We start from the raw sequence: 20,538 nt of genomic DNA on the forward strand, positions 1-20,538 counted from the left end.
CCCCGAAGGACCCAGCATCGAGAAGAACTCCCCCTCCGCGATCTCCAGATCCACACCATCCACAGCAGTCACAGACCCGAACGCACGCGTGAGTCCGGTCAATCTGATCGCGACGGGCTTGTCGGCCATCACATCTCCTTCGATGCGAGGACTAATCCTCTGTTAGTAGATGTTTGGAATCATATGGGAACAGAGGATTTTGTCAACCGGCGTGTTACCGTCGTCTCACAGCCCCGAGAGGAGAGCGGCGTGGCACAGGTGTCGGCAGGCGTGGATCCCGCGCGATCGGCCGTCTTCGCGCCCCTGTCCGACGTCGGCCGCGCGGAGATCGTGGAGCGCCGGCTGCAGGACGCGATCACCTCGGGCGTCCTGCACGACGGCGAGAGACTGCCCAGCGAATCGCAGCTGGGACGCCGGCTCGGTGTCGCCGTCGTCACCGCCCGGGAGGCGCTCGAAGCCCTGCGCGACGCCGGCCTCATCGAGACGCGGCGCGGCCGCGACGGCGGCAGCTTCGTCACCTTCGATCCCGACACCGCCCGCCGGTTCACCGACGAGCGCATCAGGGCGGTCAGCCGGGTCGAGCTGCGGGACGCGTCCACGCACTACGCGGCGATCGCCGGCATGGCCGCCGAACTCGCGGCCGATCGTGCCGGGGAGGACGACGTCCTGGGCCTGCGCGAGCTCGAGGAGCAGGAGGACCTCTCCACGGCGGGCGGGGCACGACGCGCCGTTGCGCGGTTCCAGCTCGAGATCGCGGCTCTCAGCCAGTCGCCGCGTCTCGTGCGCGAAGAGCTGCGCCTGCAGGCGGAGATCGGATCGCTGATCTGGCTGGGGCTGCGCGAGGACGACAACCGCAGGCGCAGCCGTGCCGCACGGCAGGCGCAGGTCGATGCGATCGGCGCCGCCGACACCGCGGGCGCGCGAGCGATCGCCGTCCGCCGCATCACGGGCGGTGTCGAGTGGCTGCTGGATGAGAAGTCCCGGCTGGAGACGGCCGCGGAGGCCGTCGCCTCCGCCCGGGCGTGAGATCGAACACACAGAAGGAGCGCGAGATGACCGGCACTGTCGCCGAGCATGACGCACGCATCGCCGAGCGCATCGAGGGCACGTTCGCGCCCCTCTTCGCCCTCGTCGAGGACTGGCGCACCGCGGTGCAGGACCAGTTCGGCGCCTTTTCCGCGCAGGGGGCCGCGCCGACCGCCGCCGTCCTGGACCCCGTCATGGAGGCGCTGGCGAGACCCGCCCTGGAGGCGCCGGGCGGGCTCGTCACCGGATCCGGTTTCGTCGCGACGCCGGGCGTCTTCGCCGACGCGCCCTGGCATCTGGCCTGGTGGCTGCGTGAGATCCACGGCCTGGACCGCGGCGACCGCGGCGGCGTACGCCGGCTGGAGGCCGTGAACGATCCCGAGTCGGACCAGTTCCGCGACTATCGGCAGCTCGAGTGGTGGAAGGTGCCGGAGCGCACGGGGGAGCGTCACGTCACCGGTCCCTACGTCGACTACCTGTGCACCGACGACTACACCGTGACCGTGACGACTCCGGTCGCGCACGAGGGACGGATGGTCGGTGTGGTCGGCATCGACGTGCACGTGTCGAGACTGGAACGCGTGGTCCTGCCGATCCTGCGCGAGGCGGAGGGCACCGGCACGATCGTGAACGCCGCGGGGCGCGTGGTCGCCTCGAGCGACTCGCATCGGGTGACGGGCTCGCTGCTGCGCGGGGAGGACGTGCAGGGCGCCCTAGCCGCGCTGCGCGAGGGCGCCGGGTCCGCGGCCGGCACCGAGGGCACGCGCGTCTCCCGCTGCGGCGACACCGCGCTGGTCCTCGTCCTGCAGACCTGAGGCACGCCGGGCGGGGGAGCGACAGCCCGCTGGCTAGACTGTCCTGGTGTCTGAAATCACCCCCGATCTCGTACGTCATCTCGGCGTGCTCGCGCGCATCCAGCTCTCCGACGACGAGGTGACGCAGCTGACCGGTCAGCTGGACGCCATCGTCGACAACATCGCGAAGGTCTCGGAGGTGGCGACCCCTGACGTCGCCGCGACGAGCCACCCGATCGCGATGCACAACGTCTTCCGCGAGGACGTCGTGGGTCAGACCCTCACCACCGCGCAGGCGCTGCAGAACGCGCCGGACGCCGATGGCGACCGCTTCCGCGTGACCGCGATCCTGGGAGAAGAGCAGTGAGCGAGATCATCCGCTGGACCGCCGCGGAGCTCGGCGCCAAGCTCGCCGCCGGAGAGGTGTCGAGCGTCGAGGCCACCCAGGCGCACCTGGACCGCATCGCCGCCGTCGACGGCGACGTGCACGCCTTCCTGCACGTCAACGAGCACGCGCTCGACGCGGCGGCCGAGATCGACCGCCGCCGCGCCGCGGGCGAGCAGCTCGGCGAACTGGCGGGCGTGCCGCTCGCCATCAAGGACGTGCTCGTCACGACCGACCAGCCGTCCACGAGCGGCTCCCGCATCCTCGAGGGCTACCGTTCGCCGTTCGACGCCACCGTCGTCGCACGGTCGCGCGCCGCGGGTCTCGTCGGCATCGGCAAGACCAACATGGACGAGTTCGCGATGGGATCCTCCACCGAGCACTCCGCGTATGGGCCCACGCACAACCCCTGGGACCTGGACCGGATCCCCGGCGGCTCCGGCGGCGGCTCGGCTGCGGCGGTCGCGGCCTTCGAGGCGCCGCTGGCCCTCGGCTCCGACACGGGCGGATCCATCCGTCAGCCCGCGCACGTGACCGGCACGGTCGGGATCAAGCCGACCTACGGCGGCGTCAGTCGCTACGGCGCCATCGCGCTCGCGTCGAGCCTCGACCAGGTCGGCCCCGTGAGCCGCACCGTCCTCGATGCCGGGCTCCTGCACGACGTCATCGGCGGTCACGACCCGAAGGACTCGACGTCCCTTCCGGAGGCCTGGCCGTCGTTCGCCGCGGCGGCGCGCGAGGGCGCGACCGGGCAGGTCCTCCAGGGGCTCAAGGTCGGCGTCATCAAGGAGCTGCCCGACTCCGGCTTCCAGTCGGGAGTCGCGAGCTCGTTCCACGCCGCTCTGAAGCTGATGGAGGCGCAGGGCGCGGAGATCGTCGAGATCTCGGCACCGCATTTCGAGTACGGCGTCGCCGCCTACTACCTCATCCTGCCCGCCGAGGCGTCGAGCAACCTCGCGAAGTTCGACTCGGTGCGCTTCGGCCTGCGCGTCACGCCCGACGGCGGCGGCACGGTCGAGGACGTCATGTCGCTCACCCGTGAGGTCGGCTTCGGTCCCGAGGTGAAGCGCCGCATCATCCTCGGCACCTACGCGCTGTCCGCCGGCTACTACGACGCCTACTACGGCAGCGCGCAGAAGGTCCGCACGCTCATCCAGCAGGACTTCGACGCCGCGTTCGCGCAGGTGGACGTCATCGCCACGCCGTCCGCGCCGACCACGGCGTTCAAGCTCGGCGAGAAGATCGGCGACCCGCTGCAGATGTACCTGAACGACCTCACGACGATCCCGGCGAACCTCGCCGGCGTGCCCGGGATCTCGATCCCGTCGGGCCTGGCCGAGGAGGACGGACTGCCCGTGGGCATCCAGTTCCTCGCCCCCGCCCGGGAGGACGCCCGCCTGTACCGGGTCGGAGCCGCACTCGAGACGCTGCTCGTCGACGCGTGGGGCGGGCCGCTGCTCGACCGCGCTCCGATCCTGGGAGGAAACCGCTGATGGCCGCCGTGAAGCTCATCGACTTCGACAAGGCGCTCGAGCTGTTCGAGCCCGTGCTCGGCTTCGAGGTCCACGTCGAGCTCAACACCGAGACCAAGATGTTCTCCGACGCCCCGAACCCGGCGAACGAGCGCAATCACGACGCGGAGCCCAACACCCTCATCGCGCCCGTGGACCTGGGGCTTCCCGGATCCCTCCCGGTCGTCAACGAGAAGGCCGTGCGCTCGTCGATCAGCCTGGGCCTCGCGCTCGGCTGCTCGATCGCGGAGTCCTGCCGGTTCGCGCGGAAGAACTACTTCTACCCCGACCTCGGCAAGAACTACCAGATCTCGCAGTACGACGAGCCGATCGCCTTCGAGGGGTCCGTCGAGGTCCAGCTCGAGGACGGCACACTCGTGACGATCCCGATCGAGCGCGCGCACATGGAGGAGGACGCCGGCAAGCTGACCCATATGGGCGGCGCGACCGGTCGCATCCAGGGCGCGGAGTACTCGCTCGTCGACTACAACCGCGCCGGCGTGCCGCTCGTCGAGATCGTCACCAAGCCGATCTTCGGCGCCGAGCACCGCGCCCCCGAGATCGCGAAGGCGTACGTCGCCGCGATCCGCGACATCGTGCGGGGGCTCGGGATCTCCGAGGCGCGCCTGGAGCGCGGCAACCTGCGCTGCGACGCGAACGTCTCGCTGCGCCCCCGCGGCCAGGAGAAGCTCGGCACCCGCACCGAGACGAAGAACGTGAACTCGATGCGCTCCGTCGAGCGCGCGGTGCGGTACGAGATCCAGCGGCAGGCGGCGATCCTCGCCGACGGCGGCTCGATCACGCAGGAGACCCGGCACTGGCACGAGGACACCGGCACCACGTCGCCGGGCCGGCCCAAGTCGGACGCCGACGACTACCGCTACTTCCCGGAGCCGGATCTGCTCCCGGTGCAGCCCCCGCGCGAGCTGGTCGAGGAGCTGCGGGCCGCGCTGCCCGAGCAGCCGGTCGCCCGCCGCCGTCGGCTGAAGGCGGACTGGGGCTTCGGCGACATCGAGTTCCAGGGCGTCGTGAACGCCGGGCTGCTCGACGAGGTCGAGGCGACCATCGCCGCCGGCACGACGGCGGACGCCGCGCGGAAGTGGTGGACGGGGGAGATCAGCCGCATCGCGAACGAGCGCGAGGTCGACGCCGCGTCTCTCATCGCCCCGGCATCGGTCGCCGCGCTGCAGCAGCTCGTCGACGCCGGCACCCTCACGGACAAGCTCGCCCGTCAGGTGCTCGAGGGCGTCATCGCCGGAGAAGGCACCCCGCAGCAGGTCGTCGACGCCCGAGGGCTCGCGGTCGTCTCCGACGACGGCGCGCTCATCGCCGCGATCGACGAGGCACTGGCCGCCCAGCCCGACGTCCTGGCCAAGATCAAGGACGGCAAGGTGCAGGCGGCCGGCGCCGTGATCGGCGCCGTGATGAAGGCGATGAAGGGGCAGGCGGACGCCGCGCGCGTCCGCGAGCTCATCCTGGAGCGCGCCGCGCAGTGAGTCAGAGGCCGCCGGCGCGATGTCGGCGGCCTCGGCCAGAATGGTGTCATGGGCAGAGGAGATGGATCCGGACGGACCGTCTCGGCTCCCGGCGCGGACGATACCGGCACGGGCATCCTGCACGTCGACATGGACGCGTTCTATGCGGCGGTCGAGGTCCTGCATGATCCGAGCCTGCGCGGGCTTCCGCTGATCATCGGGTCGCCGGACGGGCGTTCCGTGGTGTCCAGCGCCTCGTACGAGGCACGGCGATACGGCGTCCGCTCGGCGATGCCGGTGTCGCAGGCGATCCGGCTGTGCCCTGCTGCGCGGATCGTGCCGCCCGACTTCACGAAGTACCGCGACGTCTCGCAGCAGGTCATGGCGATCTTCGAGCAGGTCACGCCGCTGGTCGAACCGCTCTCCATCGACGAGGCGTTCCTCGATGTCCGCGGCGTGCGGCGGCTCTGGGGCAGCCCGGGAGTCATCGGTGCGATGATCCGGAATCGGGTGCAGGCCGAGGTCGGGATCACCTGCAGCGTCGGAGTCGCGGCCACCAAGCACGTCGCCAAGATGGCCTCGACCCTGGCGAAGCCGGACGGCCTGCTCGTCGTCGCGGAGGCCGAGACGCTCGAGTTCCTCGCCGCCAAGCCCGTGCGGGCCATGTGGGGAGTGGGGCCGAAGACGGCCGAGACGCTGGAGTCGCGGGGCATCCGCTTCATCCGCGACATCGTCGCGACGCCGATGCCCGCGCTCGAGCGCGCGGTCGGCCCCGCGTTGGCGCAGCGCCTGCACGACCTCGCCCGCGGGCAGGATCCGCGGGGGATCGAGACCAGCCGAGTGGAGAAGAGCGTCGGTCACGAGGAGACGTTCGACATCGACGTCACCGATCGGGAGGCGCTGCGCTCGGAACTGCTGCGGCTCGCCGACCGCGTCGCGGCCCGTCTGCGCCGGGCCGGCTGGGAGGCGGGCACCGTCGCCGTCAAGATCCGCTTCTCCGACTTCACCACGGTCAACCGCTCGCAGACGCTGCCCGAGGCGACGTCGGTGGGGCAGCGCATCGGCGAGGTCGCGCGCACCCTGTTCGACGCGATCGAGCGCCGCGATCCGGTGCGGCTGGTCGGGGTGCGGGCCGAGCGGCTCTCCGGAGCCGGCGGGGCGCTCGGCCTCTGGGACGACGACGCCGAGTGGCGACGCGTCGAGGATGCGCTGGACAGCGCGCAGGCGCGCTTCGGATCCGGCTCGGTCACGCGCGCCCGGCATCTGGGCGCCCGGCCCGGCCGCGGCTCTGCGCCGCATCCCCGCGCGCACGGTCTCGACTGACCCGGGGGAGATCCACCGGGCACGGTGGTCGGGGCCGCCGAGGTGGGCTAGCGTGGATGCATGCCGCACATCGCACTCGAGCTGGGAAAGAATTCCGCCTCCTTCGGCGTCAAGAGCGCCTACGGCGAGCCGCAGGAGGTCGACGGTGCGCAGTTCACGCCGGTGGCGCTGACGTTCTCCGGCTTCGGTGGCGCCTCGGGCGGCGCGCAGGGCGCCGGCGAGGGAGAGGGCGGCGGCGGAGGCGGGATCGCGATCCCGCTCGGGGTGTACGTGCGCCGCGAGGAGGGGCTGCGGTTCGAGCCGAACATCGTCTCCCTGCTGGCCGTGGCGGTGCCCTTCGTCTGGGTCGCCGGTCGCGCGATCTCCCGCATCATCCGTGCCGTCAAGAAGCGATGACCCGGTCGCCCGCGCGCTCGGGCATGCGGTCGCCCGCGTAGCCGACGCGGTGCGCGCCGTGCAGGCGTCGAACCCCGTCGTCCTGATCGACGGTCGCAGCGGCGCCGGGAAGTCCACCCTGGCCCGCCTGGTTTCCGAGCAGTGGCCGCTGCAGACGGCACCGCAGCTGGTCGCGCTGGATTCGATCTACCCCGGCTGGGACGGGATGGATGCCGGCGTGGAACGCGCCTACGAGCAGATCCTCCGGCCGCACGGGCGCGGCCTCGTCGGCACCTGGCAGCGCTACGACTGGGAGGCCGGCGAATACGCGGAGAGCCATGCCGTCGATCCGTCGCGCGGAGTGATCCTGGAGGGCTGCGGCGCGCTCGCACCCCGCACGGCGCGCGTCGCCGACGTGCGGGTGTGGGTCGAATCGCCCGAGTCCAGCCGAAAGCGCCGGGCGCTGGATCGGGACGGGGACACGTTCCGTCCGCACTGGGACCGGTGGGCGCTGCAGGAGGTCGTCCATCTGCGGCGGGACGATCCGATCGGTCACGCGACGCTGGTGGTCTCGATCCCGTAGCCGGCGCTCAGCCCGCGGACGGTGCGGCGTCGTCCTCCGCGTCCGCCGCCTCCACGAGCAGCTCCAGGCGATAGCCCAGCCACTCGTAGACGCCGAGCCGGGGATCGTCGGGGTCCGGCGTGGGCTCGTCCTCGATGCCGAGCCTCGTGGCGATCACGAGCCGCAGGGCGGCGAGAGTGCGCAGCCAGGAATCGACGTGGGCCGCGGGGATGGTCAGCTGCCCGGAGACCGCGACATCGCCGTCGAGGACCGATTCGAGGTCGTCGCGCACGATCCGCGCCTCCGCCGCCCGTCGGTCCAGCAGATCGTCGCGGGTCGCCGCGGCGAACTCCGCGGAAGCCTCCGGGTCCTGAGGGTAGACGGCCGGGGTCAATCGGGCCAGCAGGTGCCCGTCCTGGCCCGCCTGGACGACGGACTCGGAGTCGCGCAGCAGGGAGACGAACTGGCCCACGAGGTCGGCGAGCTGGTGCACTTCGATCGCCTGCATCGGGACGCCGATGCCGGATCCGGGCACGGCGGTCACTCTCCGGCCCGACGCACGGTCGCCCAGAGCCCGTAGTCGTGCATCGCCTGCGCGTGCACCTCCATGGTCTCCCGCGGACCGGTGGCGACGATCGCATGCCCGTCGTTGTGCACGGCGAGCATGAGGCGGGTGGCGCGGTCCTTCGGATATCCGAAGTAGCTGCGGAACACCCGCACCACATAGCTCATCAGGTTGACCGGGTCATCCCACACGACGAGCTCCCAGGGCACGGCGGGAGCGGCCTGCAGATCGACCTGCTCCTCGACGTCCGGTGCGACCAGCGGCGCGCTCATGCCCAGCCCAGTTCGTGCAGCTGCTGGTCGTCGATGCCGTAATAGTGCGCGATCTCGTGCACCAGCGTGGTGTGCACCTCGTCGCGGAGCTCCCGTTCGTCGGCGCTCTGGGCGAGGTGCGGCTCCCGGTAGACGATGATCCGATCGGGCAGCTCGCCCATGCCGTAGTTGCCCCGTTCGGTGACGGCGAGTCCGTCGTACAGCCCGAGCAGATCGAGGGAGCCGTCCTCGGGACGGTCCTCCACGACGAAGACGAGGTTCTCGAGGCCGTCCACCATCTCGTCCGGGAGGCGGTCGAGCTCGTCTGCGACGAGGTTCTCGAAGGCCTCCGCGTCCATCGTCATACCCCCGCGGACATCGATCGTCATGTGGACGCGGCGCCCCAGCTCGTCGAGGCCGAGACGGTGCTCCGCCGCTGCCAGCGCGCGGTAGAAGGGATCGTCGGGCGGGTCCGTCTCGACGAAGCCGGCCGATGCGTAGAACGGTGCGTTCCAGGGCACCTCGGCGAACGTGCGCAGGGTGACGCTCGTGTGCCCGCGTTCCGCGGCCTCGTCGAGGGCGGCCTCCAGGAGCTCGCGTCCGTGCCCGCGTCGGGCGTGCGCGGGCAGGACGGAGAGCTGCTCCAGATGCGCGATGCCGTCCTCCTCGAGCACGTGCACGAACCCCACGGCGGGGCCGTGCTCCGCCTCGGAGACGACGAGGACGTAGCCGCGCTCGGCGGCACGGGCGGCGCCCGGCGGAGCCCCGTGGCCGAGTGCGGACCCGAAGCGCTCCGTGAAGAGCGCATCGGCCTTGTCCTCGATCCGCGCGAGCTCCGCGAGGTCGGCGTCGGTCGCGGTGCGCACGAAGGAGGCCATATCCCGATGCTATCCGGGTCGGCGGGTCCGTTCGCCGAGCTCCGTCAGATCGTCCGGGTGTCCCGCGGGGCTCCCGCCGCGACGAGGATCTCCTCCTGCAGCCTCGCGAGCGCGAGGCGGCGGGCGCCGTCGAGCACGGGGCTCTCATCGAGGCGGGTGAGGAGCACGGCGGGCCGTGCGATCACGCTGTCGTGCAGGTGCCGTTCGACGAGGGCGCGGAGACGTTCGCCGCCGGCGACGGCCATGTCGCCGGCCAGCACCACCAGCTCGGGCGCGATGATGGCCACCACGGCGGACAGGCCGAGGGCGAGGCGCCGCGCGATCTCGTCGAGCACTGCCGTCGCTTCCGGCGCGTCGGAGGCGACGGCGGCTTCCAAGGCCGCGGCGGGGGAGGCCCCCTCGAAACCGTGGCGGGCCAGGAGCCGTCCGAGTGCCGGCGCGGCGGCCAGGGCCTGCATCCCGCTTGCGCCGTACTCGTTGACCTGCGGGGGGATCGGCGCCCCGGGGAGGGGGAGGTCCGCGATCTCGCCGGCGCCGCCCGCGAGTCCGCGATGAACGCGTCCGGCGAGCATGACGCCCATGCCGATGCCGTCGGAGACCCAGAGAACTGCGAACACGTCATGGCCCATCGCCGCGCCGTGCGCGTGCTCGGCGACCACGACGAGGTTCACATCGTTCTCGATGTCGACCGGGGCGCCGAGGCGCTCCTCGAGCGAGGCGATCAGGCCTTCGCGCTGCCAACCCGGCAGATGCGCCGCGAAGCGGACCCGGTCCGCACGCGGGTCGGTCGCGCCCTGGATGCCGATGACGACCCTGCGCAGACCCGAGGAGGGGATCCCCGCCGACGCGCACGCCCCCTCGAGGAGCTCCTGCACCCGTTCGACCGGGTCGGGGGCGGTCGCAGCCGTGCTCTGCTCGCCTTCGGGGGTCGACAGCGTGAAGGAGCCGACGACGGTCCCGGTGAGGTCCACGACGACGGCCGAGATGCGCTCCGGTGTGACGTCGACGGCGGCGGCGTGGCCGGCCCGGCCGTCGATGCGGAAGACCTCGGCGGCTCGCCCGATCGCTCCGTCGCGGCTTCCGTCGCTGCGGACGAGGCCGTCGTCGAGCAGCTGAGCGAGCAGGTGCGACGAGGTGGGCTTGGAGACGGCGAGCAGACGCGCGATCTCGGGCCGGGTGAGCGGACCCTGATCCAGCAGGAGCCGCAGTGCCGCGCGCGCGTTGATCGAGCGGACGACGCTGGTTCCGGTCGGGCGTTCTGGCACGGGATCCTCTGGTTCGGTCGGGGGTCTTCCGAATGCTATCGAGCGAAAGGCGTTGCGCCGACCAGGAGGCTCCGGTATAACTCTTCGTAAACAAGGTTTCCTAAAAGGGAAACCGCTTTCACCGGAGGAATCATGCGTCAACGTCGACCGATGATCGCGCTCGTGGCAGCGGCGATCATCATCCCGCTCAGCGGTGTCATGTCTGCGACGGCTCAGGCCGCCACCCCCACCAGCCTTCGCGACCCGGTCAAACGCGAGATCGCGCAGGAGATCGTGACCAGCGCCGAGAACTCGGCTCTGGACTGGTACAACCGCTACTCGTACATCGAGGACATCAAGGACGACCGCGGCTACACCGGCGGGATCATCGGCTTCACCTCGGGGACGCACGACATGCTCGTGCTGGTGCAGCAGTACACGGACAAGTACCCCGGCAATCCCCTGGCCAAGTGGATCCCGAAGCTGAAGCAGGTCGACGGGACCAAGAACACCGGCCCGCTGGGGTCGGCGTATGTGAAGGACTGGGAGGCCGAGGGCAAGAAGCCGGAGTTCCAGCGCGCGCAGCGGGACCTGACGCGCTCGATGTACTTCGACCCGTCCATGGATCTGGCGACCTCGGACAAGCTCGGCGCCCTGGGACAGTTCGCGTACTACGACGCGGCGGTCGTGCACGGCTTCGACGGCATGGAGGACATCCGCAAGGCCGCGCTCAAGAAGGCGAAGACCCCGGCCCAGGGCGGCAACGAGACGACCTATCTCAACGCCTTCCTGGACGAGCGCGTGAAGGAGATGAAGAAGGAGGCGGCGCACGAGGACGTCAGCAGGATCGAGAAGGCGCAGCGCGTCTGGCTGAAGGCGGGGAACCTGAACCTCGACACTCCCTTGAAGTGGTCCGTATACGGCGATCCCTACTCCATCGCGAGCGACCCGACTCCGCACTGGCCGTCGAGCGAGCTGGGCGGGACGGACTCCACCCCGAGCCCTTCGCCCACGCCTACTCCGTCTCCCACGACGACTCCGAACCCGGGTGCGGTTCTCATCTCCCAGGGGCGGCCCGTCACGGCATCGTCGGTCGAGAGCACGACCTATGCGGCGAAGCTGGCCGTCGACGGCGACGCGAAGAGCCGCTGGGCGAGCAAAGAAGGGTCCGATCCGCAGTGGATCCAGGTGGATCTCGGCACCGGCGCGACCGTCTCGGCGGTGACCCTGAGCTGGGAGGCCGCGTATGCGAAGAAGTACCGGGTGGAGATCTCCGCCGACGGCAGCAACTGGAGCACCCTCGCGACCGAGAACGCCGGTGACGGAGGCAGCGACCAGATCGCGGGGCTGAACGGCGCCGGCCGGTACCTGCGCGTCTACGGCACCGCCCGCGGCACGGCCTACGGCTACTCGCTCTACGAGCTTCAGGTGTATGGCACCGCAGGTACCCCCGGCGGAGGCAACCCCGATCCGGGATCCGGCGCCTTCACCGTGGTCGCCGCCGGCGATATCGCCGGTCAGTGCGCCAAGGCCGCGTCAGACTGCAACCATTTCGCGACGGCGGCCCTGGCGCAGTCCATCGATCCGGCCTTCTACATCACGCTCGGAGACAACCAGTACGACGACGCGCACGCGTCCGATTTCGCGAGCTACTACGACAAGTCCTGGGGTCGCTTCAAGGACAAGACGTATCCCATCCCGGGCAACCACGAGAAGTACGACCGGGACTACGACGAGCACACCGATCGCGGCGATGAGAAGGCCTACCGCGACTACTTCGGATCCCGGGCGACGCCCCAGGGCAAGACCTGGTACAGCTTCGACCGTGGGAACTGGCACTTCATCGCGCTGAACTCGAACCGGTGGTTCGACGCCGAGCAGATGTCGTGGCTCGACGCCGATCTGGCGGCGAACACCAAGCCGTGCACCGTCGCGTATTACCACGAGCCGCTGTTCACCACGGGAGAGCACGGAAACACGCTCTCGAGCAAGCCGGCGTGGAGCAAGCTCGAGGCGGCCGGCGCCGAACTGATCCTCAACGGCCACGACCACGACTACGAGCGGTTCGCTCCGCAGACGGCAACGGGTGCGGCATCGGCGACGGGGCCGGTGGAGATCATCGCCGGACTCGGCGGGGTGAACCAGCGCGACCTCAACGACACGCCGCAGAAGAACAGCGTGAAGCGCATCAACGACACCTACGGCGTGCTCCGGCTCGATCTCACCGACACCACGTTCACCACGAAGTTCGTCTCGATCGACGGCACCGTGCGCGACACGAGCCCGACGTACACCTGCCACTGACATGTACCTCGCCGGCAGCAAAGCGCGGCAGGACGCCGGCGACCAGGCGGCTCCCACCTCGGTGGGCCGTCGGGTCGCCGGTGCCGGAACCACCGCGATCGCTCTCGGATCGGTGAGCCTGCTCACCGATCTGTCCTCGGAGATGGTGACCGCGGTCCTGCCGCTGTACCTCGTCGTCGGGCTCGGGATGAGCCCGCTCCAGTTCGGGCTCCTCGACGGGCTCTACAACGGCGTGACCGCCTTCGTGCGTCTGCTCGGCGGGCATGTCGCGGACCGCTGGTCCCGGCACAAGCTCGTGGCGGGGATCGGCTACGCGCTGTCCGCCGTCTGCAAACCGCTCCTGCTCCTCGCGGGCGCGAACACCACGGCGCTGTCGGCGACGCTGGCCGTGGACCGGATCGGGAAGGGGATCCGGACCGCACCCCGCGATGCGCTGATCTCCCTGTCGGTCGACGATGCGCACCAGGGGCGGGCGTTCGGGGTGCACCGCGCGATGGACACCGCGGGGGCTCTGGCCGGCCCGCTGGTCGCGTTCCTGCTGCTCTGGCTCGTCGCCGACGCCTTCGACGCCGTGTTCATGGTGAGCTTCTGCGTCGCGTCGCTCGGGGTGCTCGTGCTGATCGCGTTCGTGCCCGGACGCACGGCGCCGGCGACGACGGAACCCCGACCGACTCTGCGCCAGACGGTGGGCATCGTCCGCGGTCCGCGATTCCGGCGGCTGCTGATCGCCGCGACCCTGCTCGGACTCGTCACGATCGGCGACGGCTTCCTGTACCTCGGCGTGCAGGACCGGGTGCACATCGACACCGCGTTCTTCCCGCTGCTTCCGCTCGGCAGCGCTGCGGTCTACCTGCTCCTCGCTGTGCCGTTCGGGCGCTGGGCGGATCGGATCGGGCGCCGCGTGCCGTTCCTGCTGGGCAATGTCGCGCTGCTCGGCGCCTATCTGGTTCCGCTGCTGCCGCTCGCGCCCGTCGTGCTGATCCCGGCCGTGCTGGGTCTTCTGGGCGTCTTCTACGCCGCGACGGACGGTGTGCTGATGGCCCTCGCCGGTCCGTTGATCCCGCGGTCGAACCGGGCGGGCGGGATGGCACTGCTGCAGACGGGGCAGGCGGCGGGGCGGCTGCTCGCCGCGGTGCTGTTCGGGGCGGCGTGGACGCTCTGGGGCGCGGCGCCGGCGTTCGGCGGCGCCGCGTGCGCGCTCCTGGCCGCGGTCGTCGTTGCGGTGGTGCTGATCCGTCCCGAAAGCCGCGGATCTTCGGCATCCGACGCGCTCGAGGACGCGTCGTGACGCGACCGTCGGGACTGTCCCGCTCTGCACGGATCCTCGTCGGGGTGACGGCGGTGGCGCTCGTCGCGCTCGGCATCGGCTACACCGCCTCGGCAGTGGGACGATCTCCGGCCGGAGCGCACGCGCAAGGGCATGCGACGCCGGCGACGCATCCCGGCCTGTACATCCGAGACGGGGACGGCGCGATCGTCGTGCAGGACCGGGGTTCCTCGGGCGGGACCAGAACCGGCACGGGGCTCGCCTGTCAGCGGTTCTACGCGGCGGGCGGGACCGCCGTGTGCCTGAAACCGCGCACGGCGGTCACGCCGATGAGCACGGCGCTCATCCTGGACGATCGCCTGCGCGTGCAGAAGGAGTTCGACTTCGGGGGCGTCCCCAATCGGGCGAGGGTCTCCGCGTCCGGCCGGATGGTCTCCTGGACCGTGTTCGTGACCGGGGACGACTACGCGACGACGGACTTCTCCACCCGGACGGGCTTCTACGACCGCGAGGACGACTTCCTCGTCAAGTCGATGGAAGATGTGGGACTCTACATCGACGGTCAATTGCGCGATCCGGCGGATGTGAACTACTGGGGCCTGTCCTTCGCCGAGGACGACAACACGTTCTACGTGACGGTGTCGACCGGTGGCACGACGTATCTCGGCAAGGGGGATCTGGCGACCTGGACCGTCCGCACGCTGCGCACCAACGCGGAGTGTCCATCGCTGTCGCCGGATGAGACGCGCATCGTCTTCAAGAAACGGGTGCGTCCTGGCGCGGATGCCCCCTGGCGGCTCTCTGTGCTCGACCTGTCGACGATGAAGGAGACGCCCCTGGCGGAGACGCGGAGCGTCGACGACCAGGCGGCATGGGTCGACGATCAGACGGTGTCCTATGCGGTCGACGGCGGTGTCTGGGAGGTCCCCGCAAGCGGAGCCGGCGCGCCCCGCTCAGTCGCGCCGGGGGCGTCGTCGCCCAGCCTCGTCCGCTGAGGGCCGGGCTCCCGGCGTCTTGGATCGGTGAGAATCGCACGTCTTGGATCTTCTCGATGAGCCAAGCGGCATCCATGCTGAGCGGATGGACGCGAGCTTCCTCGTCACATCGATCGTGATCACGGCGACCCCCGGCACCGGTGCCCTCTTCACCATCTCCGCGGGGCTGTCCCGGGGCGCACGGGCGGGGATCGTCGCGGCTCTGGGCTGCACCCTGGGCATCGTTCCCCACCTGCTGCTGGCGCTGACCGGCGCGGCGGCGGTCGTCGCAGCGAATCCGCCGCTGTTCGAGGCGCTGCGCTGGGTGGGCGTCGCCTATCTGCTCTACCTGGCCTGGGGGATGTGGCGGGATGAGCGGGGCTTCGCCGAGGACGATGCGGACACGCGGAGTCGTGCAGCGGGCACGACCGCGCGCGTGATCCGCGACGCCGTGCTCGTCAACCTGCTGAACCCGAAACTCACGATGTTCTTCTTCCTGTTCCTGCCGATGTTCGTGGACGCCGCGGCGCCCGGGGCGGTGGCACGGATGGCCGGCCTCGGCGCGGTGTTCATGATCGTCACGTTCGTGATCTTCGCCGGCTACGGTGCCGGTGCCGCGGGACTCCGGGGTGTCGTCCTCGCCAGGCCGGGAGTCGACCGTCTGCTCGGCCGCGGCTTCGCCCTGACGTTCGCGGTGCTCGCCCTGATCCTCGCGTTCACTCCGCACCAGGGCTGAGCCGGCCGCGGAGGACGGCTCAGATCAGCCGGCCGAGGGCGGCGATGGCCGCCTCGAGTCGTGCGGGGGAATGCGGGCCGTAGCCGATCACCACGCCGGGATCGCCGGGTGAGAACCGGTAGGCGGAGAGCGGTGCGACGCGGATGCCCGCGGCCGCGGCGCGCTCGGCGAGGGCGGTGTCGTCGACGTGTCGGGGCAGGAGCACCAGCAGATGCAGACCCGCGGCGATGCCTTCGATCCGCGCATCGGGAAGATGCGCGCGGACGGCGGCGACGGCGGCGTTGCGGCGCTCCCTGTGCCGCAGGCGCAGCCGGCGCACCTGCCGCTCCAGCGCGCCGGTGCGGATGAGTTCGGCGAGGGCGAGCTGAGGCAGAGCGGGGGAGCCGAGGTCCGTCGCCCAGCGCTTGCGCACGAGGTCGTCGTGCCAGTGCTCCGGCGCGACCATCCAGCCGATCCGCAGGGCCGGGGCGAGCACCTTGGAGAGGCTGGAGACGTGCAGGATCCTGTCCGGGGCGCTGGCATGGAGGGCACGGACGGGAGCACGGTCGTAGCGGTACTCGGAGTCGTAGTCGTCCTCGATGATGAGTCCGTCGGACTGTTCGGCCCAGGCGACGAGCTCTCGACGTCGTGCGGGCGAGAGCAGGGCTCCCGTGGGGAACTGATGCGCCGGCGTCGTGAGCACGGCGCGCGCGCCGGTCGCGGTGAGCGCCTCGACGTCGATTCCGTCGGCGTCCACGGGCACGGGCAGGAGCGAGTCCAGCCAGTAGTCGAGGATCCGCCGGTTGCCGTCCGCGCTCGGATCCTCGATCGCGCACGCGGTGAGGCCGCGATCACGCATGACCTGGGCGGTCAGGCTGAGCGCGCCGGTGACCCCGGCCGTCACGATGATCCGCTCGGGAGGGACCACCACTCCGCGGCTGCGCGCGAGCCATCCGGAAAGCGCGATCCGCAGTGCGCCCACCCCCTGCGGATCCGCATACCCGAGCTCGCGAGAGGTCGCCGCCGAGAGCACGCGCCGCTCCGCGCGCAGCCAGGCGGCGCGCGGGAAGGCGCTCAGATCGGGTGCGCCCACCGAGAGATGCAGCGTCTCGGGGCGGGCAACGGCGGCGTCGGTGGCCGGGCCGGGAAGCGTCGCGGGCGGCACCGTCTCGGCGACCCTCGTTCCCGCGGCTCCCTCGGCGAGGAGGAGACCCTCCTCGGCGAGGCGTCGGTATGCCTCGACCACGACGCCGCGCGAGAAGGCGAGCTCGGCGGCGAGCTCGCGGCTCGGCGGCACGCGCGCACCCGCGCCGAGGGCGCCGTCGGCGATCGCCGTGCGCAGCTGGGCGGCGAGCCAGGTCGTCCGCTCTCGCGGGGGCGCCGCAGCGGGGTCGAGGTGGAGGAAATCGGATCCGGTCATCTGCCACGGATCCTAGCCGGAGAAGGAGAGGAGGCCCGGATCCGATCGGATCCGGGCCTCCTCCTGAGGGTGGCTAACGGGGCTTGAACCCGCGACCCCCGCGACCACAACGCGGTGCTCTACCAACTGAGCTATAGCCACCATGTGCCTGCCGGAGCGGGCAACCTCACCAGTGTATTACAGGTTCGAGGCGAACTTTGACACGACGGCGTCCGAGGTGCTCTGAGCCTCGTCGCTGGAGGGTCCGGGCTGCTCCACGAACACCGCGCGGCGGTAGTACTCGAGCTCACGGATCGACTCCAGGATGTCGGCGAGGGCGCGGTGCCCGCCGTCCTTCGAGGGAGCGTGGAAGAAGACTCGGGGGAACCAGCGGCGCGACAGCTCCTTGATGCTGGAGACGTCGACGTTGCGGTAGTGCAGGTACTGATCGACGTCGGGCATGTACTTGGCCAGGAACATGCGGTCGGTGCCGATCGTGTTCCCGGCCAGGGGAGCCTTGCGCTCCTGCGGCACGAAGCGCCGGATGTATTCGAGGGTCTGCGCCTGCGCCTCGGCGAGGGTCAGGCCCTGGGGGATCTCCTCGAAGAGGCCGGAAGTCCGATGCATGTTCGTGACGAAGTCGTTCATCTGGCCGAGCGCGGCGTCGCTGGCGCGGATGACCACGTGGAACCCCGGATCCAGCAGGCGCAGTTCGAAGTCGGTGATCACGACGGCGATCTCGACGAGTTCGTCGATCTCGAGATCGAGCCCCGTCATCTCGCAGTCGATCCAGACGAGTCGATCGTTCTCGGACGAAGAAACCATGCCGCCATCCTACTGAGCGCCGCCGACGCGCTAGCCTGGAGGGGCGCCTCCGTAGCTCAGCGGAAGAGCAGCGGCCTTCTAATCCGCTGGTCGCAGGTTCGAATCCTGCCGGGGGCACTCCTTCGGACTCGGGCCGGTCAGGCCGCTGAGCGGCGGCCGATCCGTGCCGCGATCACGTCGACGATGAGCCAGCGCACGGCTGCGGCGGTGCTGAGCGACCAGATCACGGAGGCGAGAACGTCGGTCGGGAAATGCAGCCCGTCGCTCACGACCGCGAGACCGATGACGACGGTGGCGACGACCCCCAGGATCACCGGCAGCCAGGCGAAGCGGGTGCCGCGCAGCAGGAACCAGAAGGCGACCGCGAGCGCGACGACGTACGCGGTGTGGCCGCTGGGGAAGGACCCGTCGGTCTGCAGCGGGGAGAACGGGTGGGCGAGCAGCGCCGCGTCGGGGCGGGGGCGGTCGACGAGGATCTTGATCGCGGCGACGGGCAGCCAGGTGAATGCGACGATGAGGCCGAAGAGGATCGCGGTGCGCAGCGAGCGGGATCCCGCCCAGACCGCGGCGGCGATGACGAGGGTGATCGCGACGGCAGGAACCGGTTCGATGCCGCGATAGACCGCGCTGCCGAGCGCACCCCACCATCCGGTGTGCGTCTGATTGAGGGCGACCACCAGCGCTTGATCCGCCTGGGTCGTCTTCATCGCGAACCCGAGGGCCACGACCACGAGGGCGCCGACCACGGCCGTCGCGACGGCGATGAGGGGCCGGGTGGTCGCGCGCTCGATTCCGGTGAGCGGGCGGGGTCGTGCATTGCGCACCTCGGCCATGTCGTGTCCTCTTCCTGACGGCAGGTTCCTTGCGGCGACGCGGGCGCCGCGGACGGCGCATGCGGATCGACGCGCCGAGGATCCATGCTCGCCGAGCCAGGCTAAGGATTGGCCAAGAAATGCGCGGCGGGGCAGCGGTGCGCTCCGCGCGGGGGCCGCAGCGCGGGCGCACCAGACGGATGCGAAGCGCGCCCCGAGGGTCAGAACCGCAGGGCGGCGACCGCGTCGTCGGCGCTCCAGAAGTCTCCGACGATGCGGAACAGGCCCGAGGGGAGATGAAGGCGCTCAGCCCGATAGCGGAGCCCGAGGTCGTGCGGAACGATGCGCAGGTGGCCCCGGATGGCTCCTCGGGCGTCGAGCACGCGCCACAGTCGCTCGCCCGCGGGCTGAAGCGTCTCGACGGCTCGGCTGAGGACCGGGGTCGCCCAGCGGATGGTGGGGGCGGGCGTGATGTCGATGGTCATGGTTCCTCCTTCACCTTCGAACATAAGGACGGCCACCGACATTCAGCCCGCCTCTCCGGGACGCCCTGCGCGCGCGGCTTCCCGGAGTCCCTACACTGTGCTGGTGACCGTGACCGTCTGGCTCTCCCTGGTGGTGGCGTGCGTGGTGATCAGCCTCACGCCGGGCGCCGGTGCGATCAACACCATGACCAACTCGCTGAACGAGGGGTGGCGTCGCTCGATCTGGGGGATCGTCGGGCAGCAGCTCGCACTCGTGGTGCACGTCGCGATCGTCGCTGCGGGGGTCGGCCTCCTCGTCGCCCGCGTGCCCTGGCTGTTCGAGACCGTGCGGTACCTCGGGGCCGCCTATCTCGTCTATCTCGGGATCCGGCTCATCGTCGCGCGCGTCCCCGACTCCGCGGAGGAGCAGTCCGTCGAGCGGTCGCCCGAGGGGCGCTGGCCGATGCTGCGCCGTGGCTTCTGGGTCAACCTGCTCAATCCGAAGGCCATCGTGTTCTTCCTCGCCTTCGTCCCCCAGTTCATCCGGCTCGACCGTGATCCGTGGCCGCAGTATCTGATCCTCATCGGGACGACCGTGGTCATCGACGTCGTGGTGATGTGGTTCGTCTTCGCCGCGACGGCGCAGAGCTTCCGCCGGCTCACCTCCAGCCGGCGCGGTCAGCGCACGCTCAACACCGTCTTCGGCGCCCTGTTCATCGCCGTGGCCGCCTTGCTGCTGTTCGTGCACTGACCCCACCGGACGGAGGGCGTCCGGGCCTTCCCTGCACAGCCGGGGTCCGCGACCGGTTCTGCACCGATCCGGACGACGGCGCGTCGAGCGCACCCCCGTCGCGGCACCATCTCTCCAGGAGCGGAGCCGAGGGCGGCTCCGTGCGAACAGCGAGGAGAGCAGACATGGCCGACAGCATCACCGTCCTGGGCAACATCGCCACGGTGCCGGAGCCGGGCCGCACGACGTCAGGATTGCCGACCCTCGGGTTCCGCATGGCGACGAACCACCGGCGCCAGGACGGCACAGGCGCCTGGGTCGACGTGACCACGAACTGGTTCGAGGTCAGGGCATACCGGGCTCTCGCGGAGAACGCGGCCGCGTCGCTGTCGAAGGGGGACGCCGTCATCGTCACCGGGCGGCTGCGGCTGCGCGAATGGGAGGGCAAGGAGGGCCGGCGGGGGATGAGCGTCGAGATCGACGCCGACAGCATCGGCCCCGACCTGCGCCGCGGGCGCAGCGTGTTCCACAGGATCGCGCACACCGCGGCGACGGCGCCGGCGGACACCGCGGCAGCCGAACCTCCGACGGGCGAGACCGGAGAAGCGACGGACGACGGCTGGGCGGCACCGGGTGCGGACCGGACCCCCTTCTGAGCG

Annotated in this window: 22 protein-coding genes, 2 tRNA genes and 1 pseudogene; 15 read left to right on the top strand and 10 right to left on the bottom strand. The window is 70.8% G+C overall.

The features are described from left to right. The first annotated feature begins 249 nt into the window (after positions 1 to 249). From J8G10_RS03615 to J8G10_RS03650, 8 genes are read left to right on the top strand one after another with little or no spacing between them, the layout of a single operon-like run. Positions 250 to 1,026 carry a FadR/GntR family transcriptional regulator gene (locus J8G10_RS03615; protein ID WP_251439402.1) on the top strand — a complete coding sequence of 259 codons (777 nt, stop codon included), beginning with the start codon at positions 250 to 252 and terminating at the stop codon, positions 1,024 to 1,026. Between the two features lie 26 nt (positions 1,027 to 1,052). Next, positions 1,053 to 1,841 (top strand): hypothetical protein, encoded by a 789-nt coding sequence (locus J8G10_RS03620; RefSeq protein ID WP_251439403.1) that lies wholly within the window; start codon positions 1,053 to 1,055, stop codon positions 1,839 to 1,841. A 46-nt stretch (positions 1,842 to 1,887) separates the two neighbouring features. Beyond that, positions 1,888 to 2,187: an Asp-tRNA(Asn)/Glu-tRNA(Gln) amidotransferase subunit GatC gene (gene gatC / locus J8G10_RS03625; RefSeq protein WP_251439404.1), complete on the top strand. Its 300-nt coding sequence runs from the start codon at positions 1,888 to 1,890 to the stop codon at positions 2,185 to 2,187. Then, on the top strand, positions 2,184 to 3,698 hold the full coding sequence (gene gatA / locus J8G10_RS03630; protein ID WP_251439405.1) for an Asp-tRNA(Asn)/Glu-tRNA(Gln) amidotransferase subunit GatA: 1,515 nt from the start codon (positions 2,184 to 2,186) through the stop codon (positions 3,696 to 3,698). The genes gatC and gatA overlap by 4 nt, the downstream gene beginning before the upstream one ends. After that, positions 3,698 to 5,212, top strand: coding sequence for an Asp-tRNA(Asn)/Glu-tRNA(Gln) amidotransferase subunit GatB (gene gatB, locus J8G10_RS03635; protein WP_251439406.1), 1,515 nt, complete (start codon positions 3,698 to 3,700; stop codon positions 5,210 to 5,212). Before gatA ends, gatB begins: the two co-directional genes overlap by 1 nt. Before the next feature lie 48 nt (positions 5,213 to 5,260). Then, entirely contained in the window at positions 5,261 to 6,514 is a 1,254-nt protein-coding gene (gene dinB / locus J8G10_RS03640; protein WP_251439414.1) for a DNA polymerase IV, read from the top strand. Between the two features lie 60 nt (positions 6,515 to 6,574). Further along, positions 6,575 to 6,910 carry a hypothetical protein gene (locus tag J8G10_RS03645; RefSeq protein WP_251439416.1) on the top strand — a complete coding sequence of 112 codons (336 nt, stop codon included), beginning with the start codon at positions 6,575 to 6,577 and terminating at the stop codon, positions 6,908 to 6,910. Then, a complete protein-coding gene (locus J8G10_RS03650; RefSeq protein WP_251439417.1) occupies positions 6,891 to 7,472 on the top strand; it encodes a hypothetical protein in 582 nt (193 codons plus the stop codon). The genes J8G10_RS03645 and J8G10_RS03650 overlap by 20 nt, the downstream gene beginning before the upstream one ends. Positions 7,473 to 7,479: 7 nt before the next feature. Here the strand turns inward: J8G10_RS03650 and J8G10_RS03655 are convergent, their stop codons facing one another. The 5 genes and pseudogenes from J8G10_RS03655 to J8G10_RS03675 form a co-directional block, all read right to left on the bottom strand. Next, a complete protein-coding gene (locus tag J8G10_RS03655) occupies positions 7,480 to 7,986 on the bottom strand; it encodes a DUF2017 family protein (RefSeq protein WP_251439419.1) in 507 nt (168 codons plus the stop codon). A 5-nt stretch (positions 7,987 to 7,991) separates the two neighbouring features. Further along, the gene (gene clpS, locus J8G10_RS03660; protein ID WP_251439421.1) at positions 7,992 to 8,288 is read right to left on the bottom strand and encodes an ATP-dependent Clp protease adapter ClpS; all 297 of its coding nucleotides are present in this window, start codon (positions 8,286 to 8,288) and stop codon (positions 7,992 to 7,994) included. After that, on the bottom strand, positions 8,285 to 8,632 hold the full coding sequence (locus J8G10_RS03665; RefSeq protein ID WP_251442298.1) for a metallopeptidase family protein: 348 nt from the start codon (positions 8,630 to 8,632) through the stop codon (positions 8,285 to 8,287). Before J8G10_RS03665 ends, clpS begins: the two co-directional genes overlap by 4 nt. Positions 8,633 to 8,743: 111 nt before the next feature. Further along, positions 8,744 to 9,145, bottom strand: a pseudogene (locus J8G10_RS03670) (GNAT family N-acetyltransferase); the annotation flags it as partial. 44 nt (positions 9,146 to 9,189) lie between these two features. Beyond that, entirely contained in the window at positions 9,190 to 10,410 is a 1,221-nt protein-coding gene (locus J8G10_RS03675; RefSeq protein WP_251439423.1) for an ROK family transcriptional regulator, read from the bottom strand. A 150-nt stretch (positions 10,411 to 10,560) separates the two neighbouring features. Between J8G10_RS03675 and J8G10_RS03680 the strand changes: the two genes are divergently transcribed. The 4 genes from J8G10_RS03680 (at position 10,561) to J8G10_RS03695 (ending at position 15,670) form a co-directional block, all read left to right on the top strand. After that, a complete protein-coding gene (locus J8G10_RS03680) occupies positions 10,561 to 12,693 on the top strand; it encodes a chitosanase (RefSeq protein ID WP_251439425.1) in 2,133 nt (710 codons plus the stop codon). Position 12,694: 1 nt separating this feature from the next. Then, entirely contained in the window at positions 12,695 to 13,981 is a 1,287-nt protein-coding gene (locus J8G10_RS03685) for an MFS transporter (protein WP_251439427.1), read from the top strand. Next, entirely contained in the window at positions 13,978 to 14,955 is a 978-nt protein-coding gene (locus J8G10_RS03690) for a hypothetical protein (protein ID WP_251439428.1), read from the top strand. Before J8G10_RS03685 ends, J8G10_RS03690 begins: the two co-directional genes overlap by 4 nt. 85 nt (positions 14,956 to 15,040) lie before the next feature. Next, the gene (locus J8G10_RS03695) at positions 15,041 to 15,670 is read left to right on the top strand and encodes a LysE family translocator (RefSeq protein WP_251439430.1); all 630 of its coding nucleotides are present in this window, start codon (positions 15,041 to 15,043) and stop codon (positions 15,668 to 15,670) included. A 19-nt stretch (positions 15,671 to 15,689) separates the two neighbouring features. Here the strand turns inward: J8G10_RS03695 and J8G10_RS03700 are convergent, their stop codons facing one another. The 3 genes from J8G10_RS03700 to orn form a co-directional block, all read right to left on the bottom strand. Next, entirely contained in the window at positions 15,690 to 17,069 is a 1,380-nt protein-coding gene (locus J8G10_RS03700; protein ID WP_251439432.1) for a PLP-dependent aminotransferase family protein, read from the bottom strand. Positions 17,070 to 17,137: 68 nt separating this feature from the next. Beyond that, a tRNA-His gene (locus J8G10_RS03705) sits at positions 17,138 to 17,210 on the bottom strand. A gap of 36 nt (positions 17,211 to 17,246) precedes the next feature. Then, a complete protein-coding gene (gene orn, locus J8G10_RS03710; protein WP_251439434.1) occupies positions 17,247 to 17,873 on the bottom strand; it encodes an oligoribonuclease in 627 nt (208 codons plus the stop codon). Between the two features lie 45 nt (positions 17,874 to 17,918). Between orn and J8G10_RS03715 the strand changes: the two genes are divergently transcribed. Then, a tRNA-Arg gene (locus tag J8G10_RS03715) sits at positions 17,919 to 17,990 on the top strand. Positions 17,991 to 18,010: 20 nt separating this feature from the next. On the opposite strand, the gene J8G10_RS03720 is transcribed toward J8G10_RS03715, so the two are convergent. Together J8G10_RS03720 and J8G10_RS03725 are read right to left on the bottom strand one after the other, a co-directional pair. Next, positions 18,011 to 18,706 carry a phosphatase PAP2 family protein gene (locus tag J8G10_RS03720; protein ID WP_251439436.1) on the bottom strand — a complete coding sequence of 232 codons (696 nt, stop codon included), beginning with the start codon at positions 18,704 to 18,706 and terminating at the stop codon, positions 18,011 to 18,013. 200 nt (positions 18,707 to 18,906) lie between these two features. Next, positions 18,907 to 19,170: a hypothetical protein gene (locus J8G10_RS03725; protein ID WP_251439437.1), complete on the bottom strand. Its 264-nt coding sequence runs from the start codon at positions 19,168 to 19,170 to the stop codon at positions 18,907 to 18,909. A gap of 103 nt (positions 19,171 to 19,273) precedes the next feature. On the opposite strand from J8G10_RS03725, the gene J8G10_RS03730 reads away from it, so the two are divergent. Together J8G10_RS03730 and J8G10_RS03735 are read left to right on the top strand one after the other, a co-directional pair. After that, positions 19,274 to 19,900 (top strand): LysE family transporter, encoded by a 627-nt coding sequence (locus J8G10_RS03730; RefSeq protein WP_251439438.1) that lies wholly within the window; start codon positions 19,274 to 19,276, stop codon positions 19,898 to 19,900. A gap of 164 nt (positions 19,901 to 20,064) precedes the next feature. Next, complete coding sequence (locus J8G10_RS03735; RefSeq protein ID WP_251439439.1) at positions 20,065 to 20,535, top strand: single-stranded DNA-binding protein; 471 nt, start codon at positions 20,065 to 20,067, stop codon at positions 20,533 to 20,535. The last annotated feature ends 3 nt before the right edge of the window (positions 20,536 to 20,538 follow it).

This window comes from Microbacterium sp. USTB-Y (assembly GCF_023703415.1).
Lineage (GTDB): Bacteria > Actinomycetota > Actinomycetes > Actinomycetales > Microbacteriaceae > Microbacterium.

Bases quoted from the DNA above. Each gene is read 5' to 3' on its own strand.
- clpS (WP_251439421.1), bottom strand. From the start codon at position 8,288: ATGAGCGCGCCGCTGGTCGCACCGGACGTCGAGGAGCAGGTCGATCTG.
- orn (WP_251439434.1), bottom strand. From the start codon at position 17,873: ATGGTTTCTTCGTCCGAGAACGATCGACTCGTCTGGATCGACTGCGAG.
- J8G10_RS03735 (WP_251439439.1), top strand. From the start codon at position 20,065: ATGGCCGACAGCATCACCGTCCTGGGCAACATCGCCACGGTGCCGGAG.
- dinB (WP_251439414.1), top strand. From the start codon at position 5,261: ATGGGCAGAGGAGATGGATCCGGACGGACCGTCTCGGCTCCCGGCGCG.
- J8G10_RS03680 (WP_251439425.1), top strand. From the start codon at position 10,561: ATGATCGCGCTCGTGGCAGCGGCGATCATCATCCCGCTCAGCGGTGTC.
- J8G10_RS03665 (WP_251442298.1), bottom strand. From the start codon at position 8,632: ATGACGATGGACGCGGAGGCCTTCGAGAACCTCGTCGCAGACGAGCTC.
- J8G10_RS03720 (WP_251439436.1), bottom strand. From the start codon at position 18,706: ATGGCCGAGGTGCGCAATGCACGACCCCGCCCGCTCACCGGAATCGAG.
- J8G10_RS03645 (WP_251439416.1), top strand. From the start codon at position 6,575: ATGCCGCACATCGCACTCGAGCTGGGAAAGAATTCCGCCTCCTTCGGC.
- gatB (WP_251439406.1), top strand. From the start codon at position 3,698: ATGGCCGCCGTGAAGCTCATCGACTTCGACAAGGCGCTCGAGCTGTTC.
- J8G10_RS03725 (WP_251439437.1), bottom strand. From the start codon at position 19,170: ATGACCATCGACATCACGCCCGCCCCCACCATCCGCTGGGCGACCCCG.
- J8G10_RS03700 (WP_251439432.1), bottom strand. From the start codon at position 17,069: ATGACCGGATCCGATTTCCTCCACCTCGACCCCGCTGCGGCGCCCCCG.
- J8G10_RS03695 (WP_251439430.1), top strand. From the start codon at position 15,041: ATGGACGCGAGCTTCCTCGTCACATCGATCGTGATCACGGCGACCCCC.
- J8G10_RS03620 (WP_251439403.1), top strand. From the start codon at position 1,053: ATGACCGGCACTGTCGCCGAGCATGACGCACGCATCGCCGAGCGCATC.
- J8G10_RS03685 (WP_251439427.1), top strand. From the start codon at position 12,695: ATGTACCTCGCCGGCAGCAAAGCGCGGCAGGACGCCGGCGACCAGGCG.